The 15996-nt window shown below is 70.0% G+C and carries 16 protein-coding genes; 13 read left to right on the top strand and 3 right to left on the bottom strand.

Annotation, left to right across the window (positions count from 1 at the left end):
- Positions 1 to 27 precede the first annotated feature (27 nt).
- From mihF to ON33_RS43270, 6 genes are all read left to right on the top strand, one after another.
- Positions 28 to 351, top strand: coding sequence for an integration host factor, actinobacterial type (gene mihF / locus ON33_RS12160; protein WP_033086940.1), 324 nt, complete (start codon positions 28 to 30; stop codon positions 349 to 351).
- 7 nt (positions 352 to 358) lie between these two features.
- Positions 359 to 943, top strand: a complete 585-nt coding sequence (gmk, locus tag ON33_RS12155; RefSeq protein WP_040858560.1) for a guanylate kinase — start codon at positions 359 to 361, stop codon at positions 941 to 943.
- Between the two features lie 96 nt (positions 944 to 1039).
- Complete coding sequence (rpoZ, locus tag ON33_RS12150) at positions 1040 to 1318, top strand: DNA-directed RNA polymerase subunit omega (RefSeq protein ID WP_033086942.1); 279 nt, start codon at positions 1040 to 1042, stop codon at positions 1316 to 1318.
- A 7-nt stretch (positions 1319 to 1325) separates the two neighbouring features.
- On the top strand, positions 1326 to 2546 hold the full coding sequence (gene coaBC, locus ON33_RS12145; RefSeq protein ID WP_040858559.1) for a bifunctional phosphopantothenoylcysteine decarboxylase/phosphopantothenate--cysteine ligase CoaBC: 1221 nt from the start codon (positions 1326 to 1328) through the stop codon (positions 2544 to 2546).
- 217 nt (positions 2547 to 2763) lie between these two features.
- Positions 2764 to 3978 carry a methionine adenosyltransferase gene (gene metK / locus ON33_RS12140; protein ID WP_040858558.1) on the top strand — a complete coding sequence of 405 codons (1215 nt, stop codon included), beginning with the start codon at positions 2764 to 2766 and terminating at the stop codon, positions 3976 to 3978.
- Between the two features lie 99 nt (positions 3979 to 4077).
- Positions 4078 to 6486, top strand: a complete 2409-nt coding sequence (locus tag ON33_RS43270) for a primosomal protein N' (protein WP_245550494.1) — start codon at positions 4078 to 4080, stop codon at positions 6484 to 6486.
- 63 nt (positions 6487 to 6549) lie between these two features.
- Here ON33_RS43270 and ON33_RS12130 read toward each other — a convergent pair whose 3' ends face one another.
- A complete protein-coding gene (locus tag ON33_RS12130) occupies positions 6550 to 6987 on the bottom strand; it encodes a MarR family winged helix-turn-helix transcriptional regulator (RefSeq protein ID WP_040858557.1) in 438 nt (145 codons plus the stop codon).
- A gap of 111 nt (positions 6988 to 7098) precedes the next feature.
- A complete protein-coding gene (locus ON33_RS12125) occupies positions 7099 to 7944 on the bottom strand; it encodes an SDR family oxidoreductase (protein WP_040858556.1) in 846 nt (281 codons plus the stop codon).
- 78 nt (positions 7945 to 8022) lie between these two features.
- Between ON33_RS12125 and ON33_RS12120 the strand changes: the two genes are divergently transcribed.
- On the top strand, positions 8023 to 8616 hold the full coding sequence (locus ON33_RS12120) for a TetR/AcrR family transcriptional regulator (RefSeq protein ID WP_040858555.1): 594 nt from the start codon (positions 8023 to 8025) through the stop codon (positions 8614 to 8616).
- A gap of 115 nt (positions 8617 to 8731) precedes the next feature.
- On the opposite strand, the gene ON33_RS12115 is transcribed toward ON33_RS12120, so the two are convergent.
- Positions 8732 to 9529 (bottom strand): ABC transporter ATP-binding protein, encoded by a 798-nt coding sequence (locus ON33_RS12115; protein WP_040858554.1) that lies wholly within the window; start codon positions 9527 to 9529, stop codon positions 8732 to 8734.
- 89 nt (positions 9530 to 9618) lie between these two features.
- Between ON33_RS12115 and ON33_RS12110 the strand changes: the two genes are divergently transcribed.
- The 6 genes from ON33_RS12110 to ON33_RS12085 all read left to right on the top strand — a co-directional run bounded on the left by ON33_RS12110 (position 9619) and on the right by ON33_RS12085 (position 15862).
- Entirely contained in the window at positions 9619 to 10308 is a 690-nt protein-coding gene (locus ON33_RS12110; RefSeq protein ID WP_040858553.1) for an HAD family hydrolase, read from the top strand.
- Positions 10309 to 10425: 117 nt separating this feature from the next.
- Complete coding sequence (locus ON33_RS12105; protein ID WP_040858658.1) at positions 10426 to 11103, top strand: PadR family transcriptional regulator; 678 nt, start codon at positions 10426 to 10428, stop codon at positions 11101 to 11103.
- Positions 11104 to 11196: 93 nt separating this feature from the next.
- Complete coding sequence (locus tag ON33_RS12100; RefSeq protein ID WP_083868900.1) at positions 11197 to 12216, top strand: esterase/lipase family protein; 1020 nt, start codon at positions 11197 to 11199, stop codon at positions 12214 to 12216.
- A gap of 64 nt (positions 12217 to 12280) precedes the next feature.
- Complete coding sequence (gene def / locus ON33_RS12095; RefSeq protein ID WP_040858552.1) at positions 12281 to 12853, top strand: peptide deformylase; 573 nt, start codon at positions 12281 to 12283, stop codon at positions 12851 to 12853.
- A gap of 1 nt (position 12854) precedes the next feature.
- Complete coding sequence (gene fmt, locus ON33_RS12090) at positions 12855 to 13778, top strand: methionyl-tRNA formyltransferase (RefSeq protein WP_040858654.1); 924 nt, start codon at positions 12855 to 12857, stop codon at positions 13776 to 13778.
- A 704-nt stretch (positions 13779 to 14482) separates the two neighbouring features.
- Positions 14483 to 15862: an RsmB/NOP family class I SAM-dependent RNA methyltransferase gene (locus ON33_RS12085; protein ID WP_083868910.1), complete on the top strand. Its 1380-nt coding sequence runs from the start codon at positions 14483 to 14485 to the stop codon at positions 15860 to 15862.
- Positions 15863 to 15996: the final 134 nt, after the last annotated feature.

The following is a 15996-nucleotide window of genomic DNA, read 5'->3' as shown; positions in this document are numbered from 1 at the left end:
AGCAATGAACGATGAGACGGAGGAACCGTGGCCCTTCCCCAGCTGACTGACGAGCAGCGCGCCGCTGCTTTGGAGAAGGCGGCTGCCGCTCGCCGCGCTCGGGCGGAGCTCAAGGAGCGCTTGAAGCGTGGTGGCACCGATCTGAAGACGGTCCTTGCGGACGCCGAGAAGGACGAAGTCCTCGGCAAGATGAAGGTTTCGGCGCTGCTCGAGGCCCTGCCGAAGGTTGGCAAGGTCAAGGCGGCCGAGATCATGAGCGAGCTCGAGATCGCTCCCACCCGCCGCCTGCGCGGACTGGGTGACCGGCAGCGCAAGGCGCTGCTGGCCCGGTTCGACTTCAGCGCCGAATAATCCGAGGGTGGTCGAACACACTCGGAAGGGTCGACTGGTAGTTCTGGTCGGCCCCTCGGCCGTCGGTAAGTCCACCGTCGTGCGCTGCGTGCGCGAACGACTGCCCGAATTGGTATTCAGTGTGTCGGCCACCACCCGGGCTCCGCGGCCCGGGGAGGTCGACGGCCAGGACTACCGATTCGTCACCCGTGAGAAGTTCGACGCCATGATCGAGGCGGACGAACTGCTCGAATGGGCCGACATCCATGGTGGACTGCAGCGGTCGGGCACCCCGGCCGCACCCGTGCGGGAAGCGCTCACGTCCGGACATCACGTCCTGATCGAGGTGGACCTCGAGGGCGCGCGCTCGATCCGCAAGACCATGCCGGAAGCCCTGCTGGTCTTCCTGGCCCCACCCAGCTGGGACGAGCTGGTGTCCCGCCTGACGTCACGCGGGACGGAATCGCCCGAGGTCATCGAGCGTCGCCTACAGACCGCTCGGACCGAATTGGCTGCATGTGACGAGTTCGACATCGTCATCGTGAACGACCACGTGACCAGCGCCTGCGAGCAGTTGGTATCGTTGTTCGTTAGCACAAATTCGGGGTCTTAGCCCCGGAACCGCCCGGCTCTTCTCTGTTTTGATCGATCAAGCAGGGCAGTGAGCCGGGCAGCCACCCTTCCGAACAACCCCGCAGGAGCCTTCCTAGTGAGTACGGACATCAAGACCGTTCCCGCCTACGACACTCCGGTCGGCCTCACCAACCCGCCGATCGACGAACTGCTGGAGCGGACTTCGTCCAAGTACGCGCTCGTCATCTACGCGGCCAAGCGCGCCCGGCAGATCAACGATTACTACAACCAGCTCGGCGACGGCATTCTCGAATACGTCGGTCCGCTGGTCGAGCCGGGTCTGCAGGAGAAGCCGCTGTCGGTGGCGATGCGCGAGATCCACGCCGACCTGCTCGAGCACTCCGAAGGGGAGTAGTCCAGCGGTGACCCGGATCGTCGTCGGAGTCGGCGGCGGTATCGCCGCCTACAAGAGCTGCAACCTCGTGCGCCGGTTCACTGAGACCGGGCACGAGGTTCGTGTCATTCCTACCGAGTCGGCACTGGAGTTCGTCGGCAAGGCCACCTTCGAGGCGCTGTCCGGCCACCCCGTGCACACCGGCGTCTTCGCCGATGTGCCGCAGGTGCCGCATGTGCGCCTCGGCCAGGAGGCCGATCTGGTCGTCATCGCCCCCGCCACCGCGGACCTCATGGCCCGCGCCGCGCAGGGCCGCGCCGACGACCTGCTGACCGCGACGCTGCTGACCGCGCGCTGTCCCGTCCTCTTCGCCCCGGCCATGCACACCGAGATGTGGGAGCACCCGGCCACCCGGGCGAACGTGGCGACGCTGCGCGCGCACGGCGCCGTGGTCATGGAACCCGCCTCGGGCCGGCTCACCGGCACCGACACCGGTCCGGGCCGGCTGCCCGAACCGGAGGAGATCTTCGGCCTGGCCCGGCTGCTGCTGGAACGGGCCGACGCCCTGCCGCGCGACCTCGAGGGCCGCCGCGTCGTGGTGTCCGCCGGCGGCACCCGGGAACCGCTGGATCCCGTTCGCTTCCTTGGCAATCGGAGTTCCGGAAAACAGGGCTACGCGATCGCCCGCCTGGCCGCCCAGCGTGGCGCGCAGGTCACGCTGATCGCGGGGAATACCATCGGCCTGGACGCCCCGGCCGCGGTCGAGGTCGTGCACGTGACCACCGCCGAACAGCTGAAGGTGGCGGTCGACAAGCATTCGCTCGGCGCGGACGCGGTCATCATGGCCGCGGCGGTGGCGGACTTCCGCCCCGTGGACGTGGCGACGGCTAAGATCAAAAAGGGTGCGGGAGAACCGGATTCGATCGCACTCGCCAAGACACCGGATATCCTGGCCGGGTTGGTGCAATCCCGTCGCGACGGGCACCTACCGGGCACCGCGATCGTCGGCTTCGCCGCCGAGACCGGGGACGAGCACGCCGATGTGCTCACCCACGCCCGGGCCAAACTGGCCCGTAAGGGCTGCGACCTGCTGGTCGTGAATGCCGTCGGGGAGGGGAAGGCCTTCGAGGTCGACACCAACGACGGCTGGTTGCTCGGTGCTGACGGCACCGAGATCGCCCTGGACCACGGGTCCAAGGCACTACTGGCTAGCCGAGTGCTGGATGCACTCGGTCCCTTGCTCCGCTGAAGCCTCGGCACCGCAGGGTTCAGGCGGTCGACGACCGCGTCCGCAGTCCGCGGACGCGGCCTCGCGACTGTCTGAGTCACAATGTGCTCGTCATGGAGGCAGCCTGCCCCTGTGACGAACATATTGGAATAACCTGAGACAAAGGGTTGTGCGATGCAGCGGAGACGCTACTGTCGCCACCCGATACGAGAAACCCGTTGAGGGAGAGGGAACAACTGTGCGCACGTCTGGCAGCCGCCTATTCACCAGTGAGTCGGTGACCGAGGGTCACCCCGACAAGATCTGTGATGCCATCAGCGATTCCATCCTCGACGCGTTGCTCGCGGCCGATCCGCGCAGCCGGGTCGCGGTGGAGACTCTGGTGACCACCGGTCAGGTGCACGTGGCCGGTGAGGTCACCACCTCGGCCTACGCCGACATCCCGACCATCGTTCGCGAGAAGGTCCTGGAGATCGGATACGACTCCTCCGCAAAGGGTTTCGACGGCGCCTCCTGCGGCGTGAACGTCGCCATCGGCGCCCAGTCGCCCGATATCGCCATGGGCGTGGACACCTCGCACGAGGCCCGCGTCGGCGGCGAGGACGACGAGATCGCCCGTCAGGGCGCGGGTGACCAGGGCCTGATGTTCGGCTATGCCACCATCGAGACCCCCGAGCTCATGCCGCTGCCGATCTCGCTGGCGCACAAGCTGTCCCGGCGTCTGACCGAGGTCCGCAAGTCCGGCGTGCTGCCGTACCTGCGTCCCGACGGCAAGACCCAGGTCACCATCGAGTACGACGGCGCCATCCCCAAGCGCCTCGACACCGTGGTGATCTCGACCCAGCACGCGGCCGACATCGACCTGGACAATCTGCTCACCCCGGACATCCGCGAGAAGGTCGTCGACTCGGTGCTGGCCGAGCTGCAGTTGCCCAACCCGCTCGACACCTCGAATGTGCGGCTGCTGGTCAACCCGACCGGCAAGTTCGTGCTCGGTGGTCCGATGGGTGACGCGGGGCTGACCGGCCGCAAGATCATCGTCGACACCTACGGCGGCATGGCCCGCCACGGTGGCGGCGCCTTCTCCGGCAAGGACCCGTCGAAGGTCGACCGCTCGGCCGCCTACGCCATGCGGTGGGTCGCCAAGAATGTCGTCGCCGCCGGCCTGGCCGAGCGGGTCGAGGTCCAGGTCGCCTACGCCATCGGCAAGGCCGCGCCCGTCGGCCTGTTCGTCGAGACCTTCGGCACCGAGCTGATCGACCCGATCAAGATCTCCGACGCCATCGGTCAGGTCTTCGACCTGCGTCCCGGCGCGATCATCCGCGACCTGGACCTGCTGCGCCCGATCTACGCGCCGACCGCCGCCTACGGCCACTTCGGCCGTACCGACGTCGATCTGCCGTGGGAGCGCACCGACCGCGCGGAGAAGCTGCGCGCGGCCGCCGGGCTGTAATTGACCGGCACCCCACCACTCTCGACGGGAGCGCCGGGCACGGAGAGCCTCTCCGAGCCCGGCGCTCCCGCCAAGCGCAGGGAGGTGGAGCGCGTTGGCGTGTTGCGTCCCATCGCGCGGGTCCTGCCCCTTCTCGAACCTGCCCACCTGGACCGGGATTTCGACTACCTGGTCCCGCCGGAGATGGACGAACTAGCCCAGCCCGGCGTCCGCGTCCGCGTCCGCTTCTCGGGCCGCCTCGTCGACGGCTACCTCCTCGAACGCCTCGAAACCTCCGACCACACCGGCAAACTCGTCCGGCTCGAACGCGTCGTATCCGGCGAACAGGTCCTCACCCCGGAAATCCTGAACCTCGTCACCGCGGTGGCTGCCCGCTACGCCGGCACCCGAGCCGACGTCCTCCGCCTCGCCATCCCACCCCGCCACGCCAAGGTCGAATCCGAAGGCACGGAGAAGGCCGAAGAATCCCAGCGCACCGCGAAGAAGAGCCCCGCCGCCGCATCCGGCGATCTCGCGGTGGCTGACGATGCGGATACTGCTGCCACTCCGAGAACTCGTGAAGACGCTGCGGCGCAACCTGATCGGGGTGGACCCGAGCAGGCCGACGTGGCGACGACCGCAATCACGGAGGCCGGGAACGAGGTCGAGAACGACGGCGCGGGCGACGTCCCGGCCGAGGCCGGCGATATCGGGGTTCAAGGGATGACGGTCGCACCGTCGGCACCCGGCAGTGCCGCCGATGCGGCGGCGGAAGCTGGTGTGGCGCTGATCGATTCGGTTGACGGCCCGGTAGATCCGCCGCTGCCTGCGGCTGGATCGGCGGTCGAATCCGGGAGCGGGGCTGAGCAGTTCGTGGCCGCACTGCCGGTGGGGGCTGACTATCCGGGCTGGGGACGGTATGTCCATGGATATTCGTTCCTGACCGCCTTGGCGGCCGGGCGGGGGCCGCGGGCGGGGTGGCAGGCGTTGCCGGGGGAGGACTGGGCGGCGCGGTTGGCGGAGTTGGCGGCGGTGACCGTGCGGGGTGGGCGCAGTGCGGTGATCATGGTGCCAGATCAGCGGGATCTGGATCGAGTGCTGGCGGAATGCGTTGGGCTGGTCGGGGAGTCGGCGGTCGGATTGGCGGCGGGGTTGGGGCCTTCGGCGCGGTATCGGCGGTGGTTGTCGGTGCTGCGAGGGAAGGCCCGGGTGGTGGTGGGGACGCGGAGTGCGGTGTTCTCGCCCGTGAAAGATCTTGGGCTGATCGCGATCTGGGACGACGGGGACGATACGTTCGCCGAACCGAGGTCGCCGTATCCGCATGCGCGGGAAGTGGCCATGCTGCGCGCGCACGAGACCGGGGCGGCGTTCGTGGCGGGCGGGTTCTCGCGGACGGCCGAGGTGCAGGCGATCGTCGAATCCGGGTGGGCGCACGATCTGCTCGCGGATCGTGCCGTGGTGCGGCAGGCCATGCCGCGCATCACCGCACCTGGCGATACGGACGCGGCGCTGGAGCGGGATCCGATCGCGCAGGCCATTCGGATTCCGGCCGTGGCGTTCACGGAGGCGCGCAAGGCGATCAAAGCCGGCGGGCCGGTGCTGGTCCAGGTACCCCGGCGCGGATACATTCCGGCGCTGTCGTGTGCCAAGTGCCGGACCCCGGCGCGCTGCCGTCACTGCAATGGCCCGCTGGCACTGCCCGACGGCGGGCCCGCGTCACGTGGCGCTTTGCGCAGTGGGCGGGAAGGTGTCGCGGAGGCGCAGAGTCCGGCCTGCCGATGGTGCGGAATCACCGAGGCGGCGTTCCGATGTGGAGCGTGTGGGTCGCGGGCGCTGCGGGCCGTCGTCATCGGGGCGTCACGCACGGCCGAGGAGTTGGGACGTGCGTTTCCCGGTGTGCCGGTACGGGGTTCGGGTGGTTCGTCGATTCTGGACACCGTCCCGGAGGGGCCGCAGGTCGTGGTGTCGACCATCGGCGCGGAACCACGGGTGCCCGGCGGCTACGCGGTCGCCATGCTGCTCGACGGCTGGGCGCTGCTCGGCCGCGCCGACCTGCGTGCGGCCGAGGATGCCCTGCGCCGCTGGATGTCCGCCGCGGCCCTGGTACGCCCGGGCGGCAGGGTCATCGTCATGGCGGATGCAGCGATCCCGACGGTGCAGGCGCTGGTGCGCTGGGATCCGGTGTGGCACGCCGGTTTCGAACTCGAGCAGCGCACCGAGGTGCGGTTCCCGCCCGCGGTCCGCTTCGCCGCCATCGACGGCACCTCGGACTCCATCGCCGAATTGCTCGGCGAGGCAGAGCTTCCCGGCGGTGTCGAGATCTTGGGTCCGGTGCCGCTGCCGCCGGGCGCGCGAAAGCCGTTCTCCTCCGGCGACTCTCCCGCCGAGGTGGAACGCATGATCCTGCGGGCCGACCGCGCCGTCGGCGCCGCCCTCTCTCGCGCGCTTACCGCCGCCCAGGCCGTCCGCAGCACCCACCGCTCGGACGCGCCCCTGCGCGTCCAGATCGACCCCATCGACATCGGCTAGCTCGGAGCTGTATCGGCGCGGAATCCTGCCCGGATCACCGCGCCGACCGCTCTCTGATCTCGTTCAGGCGCCGATGATTTCGTCTCGGGGGAGGGCGGCGAGTGCGATGAGGGCGTTGACGAAGCCGTGGCGGTCGGCGGCGGGCAGCTTGGCGAGGAGACGATCCTCCTGCGCCTGGATCCCGGCCTGTGCCGCGTCGCGCAGGCTGCGCCCCTCCGGGGTCAGCGCGAGCAGCCGGGCCCGGCGGTCGGCCGGATCGGGGTGGCGTTCGATGAGTCCGCGCTCCTGCAGGTCGTCGAGCACCGCGATGATGCGGGTCTTGTCGGCCCCGATCTCCTGGGCCAGCACGCCCTGACCTCGCGCCGGCCCCTCGTCCAGATGCAGCAGCACGACATACGCCCACATGGTGAGCCCGTGTGCGGCGAGCACCGGTTGCTCCGCCGCCATGAGGGCACGGCCCAGGGGGACGATCATCGCTGCCAGGTCCGGACGGTCTGTCATGCGGACAAGATTAAGCGGCGCACCGGTGCGGCCTCTCGATCGTGTCGCCCGCGCGGGCCGGAACCGTGTCGGCGTCGAACTGTTCGGCCTGCCAGGAGTCGACGCCCGGTTTCATCGGAAGGCGGGAGCCACCCGGGCCGCCCATTCGGCGTATCCGGTCGCCCGCCGGCCCAGCACTCGCTCGACATCGTCACTGACCAGCTGCTCCTCGGGGGTCGGCTCGCCGAGGATGGTGAGCGTGTGGTCCGCGACGGCTTCCGGCATGAACCGCAGCATGTTCACCTTGGCCTGCTCGCGGGTCAGCTCCGTGAACCGTAGCGGCTCGCCCAGCGCCGCCGCCAGCGCCTGCGCCTGCTGCCGCGGGGTGACGAGCTCCGGTCCGGTCACCGTGTAGGCCTGCCGGTCGTGGCCGTCCTCCCGCAGTGCTGCCGCGGCCACGGCCGCGATATCGGCCGGATCCACCTGCGGCAGACCGACATCCCCGAACGGCGCCGGAATCAGCCGCCCGGCCCGCACCGGTTCGATCCAGGCGAAGGTATTGCTGAAGAATCCGCCCGGCCGCAGCACCGTCCATTCCAGATCCGAAGCGGCCAGCGCCTTCTCGAACTCGAGCGTGCGCGCGTAGCCGTCACTGCCCGGCCGCGTCACGGCGCCCTGCGAGGACAGGAACACCACTCGCCGGACGCCCGCCGCCGCAACGGTTTCCAGGACCTCGGCGGCCGCCGGTCCCTCGACCAGCTGCGGGCCGGTGATGAGCAGGAACAATGCCCGCGCACCCGCCACCGCCTCGGCCAGGCTGTCCAGCTCCCCGATATCGGCACGGCGGTGCTCGGTGCCCTCCGGCAGATCCACCGGCTTCTCGCCCCGCGACACCGCGACCACCTGCTCGCCCGCCTCCGCGAGCTCCCGCACGAGCGCGCTGCCGACGTTTCCGGTCGCTCCGGTAACCACGATCATCTGTCCCACTCCTGAGTTAGTTGGCTGACTAACTCGAACCATAAAGCACGTGACCGGCCGCTGTCTATAGTTAGTCGTATGACTGACTCACAGCCGCGCGCGGCGACCGTCAAGTCGGGGAAGCGGCAACGGCTCGCGGACGCGGCAGCCAAGGTCTTCCACGAGCAGGGCGTGGAGAAGACCACCATCGCCGATATCGCGCGCGCCGCCGACGTTCCGGTCGGCAATGTGTACTACTACTTCAAGACCAAGGATCAGCTGGTCCATGCCGCGATCAGCGCCCACGCGCGGACCGCCCAGGACATCATCGCGGCGCTCGAGCAATTCGACTCTCCCGCTGAACGTTTGAAGGCCCTGGTGCGCGGCTGGGTCGACCAGCGCGAGCTCGCCGCCCAATTCGGTTGCCCCTCGGGCTCTCTCGCCGCCGAACTCGACAAACGCGCCGACGGCCTCGACCGCGAACTCGCCGACGTCATGCGCGGCCTCCTGGACTGGATCGACGCCCAGTTCGCCGGCATGGGCCGCACCGACTCCCGCGAACTGGCCGTCGCCCTGCTGGCCGCCTACCAGGGAATCTCTCTGCTCACCAATACCTTCCGCGACCCGGCCATGATGGCGGCCGAGGGTGCGCGCCTGGAACGCTGGATCGACTCCCTCGTCCCCGCGACCTGAGCTTTCGGACCGGTCTGCGCTCCGATGATCGGTCGAGCATCGTCGATGCACGATCCCCCAGGGCCTGGGGAAGTCGGTGCGGTGCAACGGGGCGCATCGCGTCCGCTGGGCGGGTTCAGTTCAGTTGCGGCTGAGCGGGTCTCACCGACCAGCGGCCCTCGTCGCGAACGATGCGGACCGGGTGGTCGAAGCAGGCGCTGATGTGGGCAGTGGTGATCACCTCGCCGACCGGGCCCGCGGCGACCGTGCGGCCGTCGCGTAGCAGCATGGCGTGGGTGGTGCCGGGCGGGAGTTCTTCCAGGTGATGGGTCACCAGGACCGAGGCGAGGCCGGGGTGGGCACGCTGCAGGATGTCGAGGCGCTCCAGAAGTTGTTCGCGCCCGGCCAGATCCAGGCCGGTGGCCGGTTCGTCGAGCAGGAGCAGGCGCGGGTTGGGCATGAGGGCGCGGGCGATGAGGGTGCGGCCGCGCTGGCCCTGGGACAGGATCTGCCAGTCCGCGTCGCGGCGATGGGACAGTCCGAGCAGGTCGATCAGCCGGTCGGCCTCGGCCACCTCGGCGGGGGAGGGATGCCGGCGGGGAATGAGGCCGGCGGTATTGGTGGCGCCCGTGATCACCACGTCGTGCACGGTCAGCGACCCGTTGGGGGTGTGGCGCGGATCGACGTGGCCGATGCCCGCGCGCAAGGCGCGCATGTCCACCCGGCCCAGCCGCTCGCCGAGCACCTCCACGCTGCCCCGGGTCGGATGCTCGAAGGCGCCGAGCATCCGCAGCAGCGTCGTCTTGCCCGCGCCGTTGGGGCCCAGTAGAGCCCAGTGCTCACCGGCGCGCACGGTGAGTGAAACCCCTTGCAGGATGGGGTTTCCGCTGCGCACCACCGTCACGTCGTTCACGTTCAGCACCGGGTCCGTCATGATCCCACCGTAGCAAAGTCCTCAGACAAGTTGAGGAGTGAGGTTCCGCGGGCCGGTCAGTGGCCGGGAGGTCTGTGTAGGGTGGCGACATGGCGATCGACGCGGTGCTGTTCGACTTCTCCGGCACGGTTTTTCGATTCGAGGAGGCCGCATTCCACGACGCACAGCTCACCGCCGCCGACGGTCGTCCGCTCGACACCCACGAGATCGCCGAGATCACGCGCCGGCTCACCGCGCCGGTCGGTCAGGCCGTGCGATTCGACGCCGAGGGCCAATATGCCTGGGAGAACCGGGATCTCGACCCCGCCCTGCACCGCCGGGCCTATCTGGAGGTCCTCGAACAGACCGGCGTCCCGCGCGATCAGGCCCTGCAGGTCTACGACCTGCTGCTCGATCCGCACGGGTGGACGCCGTATCCGGACGCCGGCGAGCTGCTGCAGGCCCTGTACGAGAGCGGCGTGCACGTCGGCATGGTCAGCAATATCGCCTTCGACATCCGCCCGGCCTTCACCGGCCGTGGCTGGGATCGATATATCGGCGATTACGCGCTGTCCTTCGAAGTCGGCGCGATGAAGCCCGATATCCGCATCTTCGAAGCGGCGCTCGACAACCTCGGGGTGACTCCTGGGAACGCGCTCATGGTCGGCGACAGCGCCGAGGCCGACGGCGGCGCGACCGCCCTCGGCTGCGCATTCGCCCTGGTCGAACCGCTGCCGACGGTCGAGCGCCCGTCGGGGCTGTGGGACGCCGTCCGTGCCCACGGGCTGCTGACCGCCTAAAGTCCAAACCAATCGGTTTGTGTTCCGCCTCACCCTTGTTGTAAATAGATTGTCGATATATCGTCGATAGTAACAAACACAACGACGAGCCTTGAAGGAGGCACGACCATGGAACACATGGACAACATCGAACGGGGCCGCGGCCCCTGGCGGCGACTGCGCGCCGAAGAGCAGCAGGGCCCCGAACATCCGCGGATGCGTCGCGGCGGCCCGCGTGGCCCGCGCGGCGGCGACTTCGGTCCGCACCGCCACGGCCACGGCCGCGGCTTCGGCCCGGACTTCGGTCCCGGGTTCGGACCCGGTCCGCACTTCGGTCGCGGTCGTGGCCGGGGCGGGCGCGGCCGCCGCGGCGATGTCCGCGCGGCCATCCTCCTGCTGCTGCAGGAGCGGCCCATGCACGGCTACGAGCTGATCCAGCAGATTCGCGAACGCAGCGAGGATGTCTGGCGTCCCAGCCCGGGCTCCATCTACCCCGCGCTCGCGCAGCTCGAGGACGAGGGTCTGGTGCTCATCGAGAAGGTGTCGGGTCGAAAGACGGCCAAGCTCACCGAATCCGGGGTCGAGTACGTCGAGGCCAACCGCGCCGATCTGGGCGATCCCTGGCAGGAGGTCAAGGACGGCGTCGGCGATCAGGCCCTGGACCTGCGCGGACTGGTCGGCCAGCTGATGGGCGCGGTCGCCCAGGTGGCCGCCGTCGGCACGCAGGAGCAGGCGGCCAAGGCGGCAGAGGTGCTCACCGAGGCGCGCCGCTCGCTCTACCGGATCCTCGCCGAGGACGACACACCCGAAAAGTAATGTCCTCGAAACTCTGCTTCTCGCTGGAACATTCGGACTGATTCCGACGAAGATTGTGACATGGGACAAAAGCGCCCCATGCGATCTTGTGACATGGGACAACAGAGGAGCCGGACTCGCGCACTGCGCCGCGTGGCACCGGTGGGGGTGATGGCGCTGGCGGCCGCCGTGATCGGTACGGCCGCCACACCGACGGGGACGTACGCACAGGCCGAGCCGTCCGTGAATCCGGTACTGCAGGTACCGGCGCAACAGGGGCCGCCGCAGACCGAACATCTGGCGGCGGCCCGCTATCTGAAGGAGCATCCGGACGCGGCGCCCCAGGGCGCCAACGACTTCGGCTGCAAACCGACCGCGGAGCATCCGCGCCCGGTGGTGCTCGCACACGGCACCGACTCCTCGGCCTACTCCGACTGGTCGGGCATCAGCCCACTGCTGGCCCAGGCCGGGATCTGCGTGTTCGCCCTCAACTACGGCGGCAAACCCGGCAAGGACACCTACGGCACCGAGGACGTGTGGGCCAGCTCCGCGCAGATCGGCACCTTCGTCGATCAGGTGCTCGCCGCGACCGGGGCCACCCAGGTCGATCTGGTCGGCTTCTCGCAGGGCGCCAGCGTGACCCGCTACTGGATCAACAAGCTCGGCGGCGCGCCGAAGGTCGGCCAGTGGATCGGCCTGGCCTCGCCCAGCTACGGCGGGATCATGTACGGGCTGGTACCGATCGCCGACGCGGTGCCGGGCATCTACAAGCTCGTGGAGATGGGGTCCTCCACCGCCGCCATTCAACAGGCGGCCGGATCGCCGTTCATCAAGGACCTGAACGCGGGCGGCGACACGGTGTCCGGTGTGAAATACACGACGATCGGCAGCCGCGTCGATGAAATGATCCAGCCCAACACCAATATCGCGCTGCATGGCGCGGGCGCCACCAACATCGTGCTGCAGGAGCAGTGCGCGGAGGACCTGACCGGGCATTTCCACCTGGTGTACGACCCGTTCGTGCAGCGGCTGGTGGTCAATCTGCTCGATCCCGCGCACCCCGTGATACCGGACTGCGTGCCGGTCGCGCTGGGCACCGGCATCAGCGATGTCGTGTTGGCGGCGCATTCCTGATCAGGGTGGTCACGGGCGTCCGTAAAATGAGACGACCGTATTCGTTCGCTATCGGGAGCTGCCCGTGACCATCCAGCCTGTCCGCCTGTTCGGCGATCCGATCCTGCGCGCCCGCGCGGCGGAGGTCGAGACGTTCGACCGGGAGGTGCGCCAGCTGGTCACCGACCTCATCGACACCATGTACGAGAGCGGAGGCGTCGGCATGGCGGCCCCGCAGATCGGGGTCGGGCTGCGGGTATTCGTGTACGACACCGGCGACGCGCAGGGACATCTGATCAACCCCGTTTTCGAGGTGGTCGGTGACGAGACCCAGACCGGGCCGGAGGGCTGCCTGTCGATTCCCGGCGTGCGCTTCGACGTGACGCGCCCGCTGACCGTGCTCGCGCGCGGGGTCGACATGGACGGCAAGCCCGTCGAATTCCGCGCGGAGGGACTGCTCGCGCGCTGTGTGCAGCACGAGACCGATCACCTCGACGGGGTGCTGTTCCTGCAGCGGCTGGAGTCGGCCTCGCGCAAGGAGGCCATGCGCACCATCCGGGAATCGGGTTGGTTCACACAGGGAGTCACGGTGTTGCCGGCGTCCGAGATCGGCGGCGGACGCCGCGCGGCGGCCGGTGACCGGGAACGGAGCCGCTGATATGCGTCTGGTATTCGCGGGAACCCCCGAACCGGCGGTGCCGTCGCTGCGGCGGCTCATCGAATCCTCCAGGCACGAGGTGGTCGGGGTGGTGACCCGGCCGGACGCGGTGGCCGGACGCGGCCGCAAGATCACCCGCTCGCCCATCGGCCTGCTGGCCGATGAGCACGGGATTCCCGTGTTCACGCCCAAGCGGCCTTCGGAGCCCGAATTCATCGAGCAGCTCACGGCTTTGGCGCCCGATTGCTGCCCGGTGGTGGCCTACGGCGCGCTGCTGCCCGAGCCGGTGCTCGACATTCCCCGGTACGGCTGGATCAACCTGCACTTCTCACTGCTGCCCGCCTGGCGCGGGGCCGCGCCCGTGCAGGCCGCCATTCTCGCCGGTGACGAGTTCACCGGCGCCTCGACCTTCCGCATCGAGAAGGGCCTCGACACCGGCCCGGTCTACGGCACCATGACCGAGCGCATCGCCGTCGGCGACACCTCGGGCACCCTGCTGGAGCGGCTCGCCGAGAGCGGGGCGGTCCTGCTGGAATCCACCCTCGACGGCGTGGAAGACGGTACCCTGCAAGCGATTCCGCAGCCCCTGGACGGCATCTCCTACGCCCCCAAGGTGGAACCCGAGGCCGGCCGCATTCGCTGGAACCAGCCCGCCCTCGCCATCGACCGGCGCATCCGCGCGGTCACCCCCGCCCCCGGCGCCTGGACCGAAATCGACGGCAAGCGCATCAAACTCGGTCCTGTCGAACTGGTCGAGGAGACCCTCCCCGCCGGCACCATCGACATCCGCAAGACCGGCGCCTACCTCGGCACCGCCACCACCGCGGTCCGCCTCACCCAGGTCCAACCCCCGGGCAAACGGATGATGCCCGCCCTGGACTGGGCCCGTGGCGCCCGCCTCGAGCCGGGCACGGTGATCGAGTGACCCGCCCGGAAGGCGAAGGCCGCGACCGCGACTCGCACAAGGGCGATCGCGCGCAGTCCGGCGACACCCCACGCCGCGGCTTCCGCCGCTCCGCCTCGGGTTCGGCCGCCGACTCCGGCGCATCGCGCGGAAGCGACCGATCCCAGGACGATCAGCGCCGCGGCTCCCGAACCGACGACGCCCGCGGCGCGAGCTCGCGTGGTGGACAGTCCGGCGAGAGCGATCAGCGCCGCGGCTTCCGCCGCTCCGCCTCCGGCGAGTCTGGCCCGACCCGATCCTCCGGATCCCGTGGGGCGGGCGGCGAGCAACAGCGCGCGGGCTTCGGTCGGGGTGAACGGCCCGCGAGGGAACAGAATTCGGGTTCGAACCGATCGGAGGGTGGCCTTCGCGGTCGCGACGGCTACGGGCCCGGCGCGGGCCGCGGGCGCTCCTTCGGCGACGGGCGGCAGGATCGGGACACGTCCCCCGGCCGCGACCGATCCGCCGGCGGCAGCTGGGACCGCTCCGGAGGCGGCCGCGCCGGCGATCGCCGGGATGACGACCGGCGTGGGGGATTCCCTGCGGGCGAGCGTGGTTCGGGGTCGAAACGGTCGGTGGGGGATGGTCGTGGCGGCGGGCGGGGTGGCTCGTTCGATCCTGAAAAGGCTGCGCGGCAAGGGGATCGGGGCTCGAAACGGGGCTCGTCGGAGGCGCGCGGTGGCGAGATGAGCAATGCGGCGGCCCGGCGGGCAGAGCGGGCGGCGGGTGCCGATCCGGTGCGGGTGGTGGCGCGGGATGTGCTGCGGGCCGTGCGGGAGCGGGATGCCTACGCGAACCTGGTGCTGCCGGGGCTGTTGCGGGAGCGGAAGATCAGCGGGCGGGACGCGGCGCTGGCCACCGAGTTGACCTATGGGGCCGCGCGGTCCCAGGGTTTGCTGGACGCGGTCATCGCGGAATGCGCGGGGCGCGGCGTCGACGAGATCGACGGGCCGCTGCTGGATGCGTTGCGGCTGGGCACGTATCAGCTGCTGCGGACCCGGATCGGGGCGCACGCCGCGGTCGATACGTCGGTGGCGCTGGTGCGGGCCGAGTACGGGCAGGGGCGGGCCGGATTCGTGAACGCCGTGCTGCGGCGGGTGGCCGAGCATACGGCCGAGGAGTGGGTGGAACGACTCGCGCCGCGGGATCCGCTGGGGCACTTGGCCTTCGAGTTCGCGCATCCCGTGTGGATCGCGCAGGCGTTCGCGGATGCGCTGGGCGCGCGGGCGGGCGAGCTGCGCGAGGTGCTCGAGGCCGACGACGCCCGGCCCGCCGTGCACCTGGTGGCCCGGCCCGGCGACATCACCGCCGAGGAACTGGCTCTGGTCACCGGTGGCGAGGAAGGCCGCTGGTCGCCGTACGCGGTGTACCTCGAGGGCGGGGACCCGGCGAAGCTGGAACCGGTCCGCGAGGGCATGGCCGCCGTCCAGGACGAGGGCAGCCAGCTGGTCGCCCTGGCCGTCACCCGCGCGCCGCTCGAAGGCGCCGACACCGGACGCTGGCTGGACCTGTGCGCCGGCCCGGGCGGAAAGACCGCTCTGCTGGCCGCGATCGCCGATATCGACGGTTTCCGCGTCGATGCCGTGGAACCCGCCGAGCACCGCGCCGACCTGGTCCGCCAGGCCACCCGCGGCATGCCCGTCGACGTTCATGTCGCAGACGGCCGCGACAGCGGCCTGACCCCGGGCTTCGACCGCATCCTGGTCGACGCCCCCTGCACCGGCCTGGGCGCGCTGCGCCGCCGCCCGGAGGCCCGCTGGCGCCGTCAGCCCTCCGACGTCCGCGACCTGGTCACCCTGCAGCGTGAACTCCTTACCGCCGCATGGGATCTCGTCCGCCCCGGCGGCGTCGTGGTCTACTCCACCTGTTCCCCGCACCTCCCGGAGACGGTCTCCGTGGTCGCCGACCTGGTCCGCCGCACCGGCGCGGAACAACTCGACACCCGCGACCTGCTCCCGGGCGTCCCGGAACTGGGCGACGGCCCCGGCGCCCAACTGTGGCCCCACCGCCACGGCACCGACGCCATGTTCCTCGCCGCCTTGCGCAAACCCCTTCAGCCGCAATAATTTCCGGCGCTCATCGTGTTCCGGTCCGCAGCGGGTGTCAGCCGGGGACGTTGCGGTCGAGCTCGTCGAGGCAGGCGGCGGTCGACGCATCGCTCGGCGCGCGCCGATCGCCGCGTGGGGAGCGGGTGTCAGCC

The sequence above is a fragment of the Nocardia niigatensis NBRC 100131 genome (assembly GCF_000308655.1).
GTDB classification, from domain to species: domain Bacteria; phylum Actinomycetota; class Actinomycetes; order Mycobacteriales; family Mycobacteriaceae; genus Nocardia; species Nocardia niigatensis.
This window is presented reverse-complemented; position numbering and strand designations above follow the sequence as displayed.

Bases quoted from the DNA above. Each gene is read 5' to 3' on its own strand.
- ON33_RS12130 (WP_040858557.1), bottom strand. From the start codon at position 6,987: ATGACAGACCGTCCGGACCTGGCAGCGATGATCGTCCCCCTGGGCCGT.
- ON33_RS12125 (WP_040858556.1), bottom strand. From the start codon at position 7,944: ATGATCGTGGTTACCGGAGCGACCGGAAACGTCGGCAGCGCGCTCGTG.
- ON33_RS12120 (WP_040858555.1), top strand. From the start codon at position 8,023: ATGACTGACTCACAGCCGCGCGCGGCGACCGTCAAGTCGGGGAAGCGG.
- ON33_RS12115 (WP_040858554.1), bottom strand. From the start codon at position 9,529: ATGACGGACCCGGTGCTGAACGTGAACGACGTGACGGTGGTGCGCAGC.
- ON33_RS12110 (WP_040858553.1), top strand. From the start codon at position 9,619: ATGGCGATCGACGCGGTGCTGTTCGACTTCTCCGGCACGGTTTTTCGA.
- ON33_RS12105 (WP_040858658.1), top strand. From the start codon at position 10,426: ATGGACAACATCGAACGGGGCCGCGGCCCCTGGCGGCGACTGCGCGCC.
- ON33_RS12100 (WP_083868900.1), top strand. From the start codon at position 11,197: ATGGGACAACAGAGGAGCCGGACTCGCGCACTGCGCCGCGTGGCACCG.
- fmt (WP_040858654.1), top strand. From the start codon at position 12,855: ATGCGTCTGGTATTCGCGGGAACCCCCGAACCGGCGGTGCCGTCGCTG.
- ON33_RS12085 (WP_083868910.1), top strand. From the start codon at position 14,483: ATGAGCAATGCGGCGGCCCGGCGGGCAGAGCGGGCGGCGGGTGCCGAT.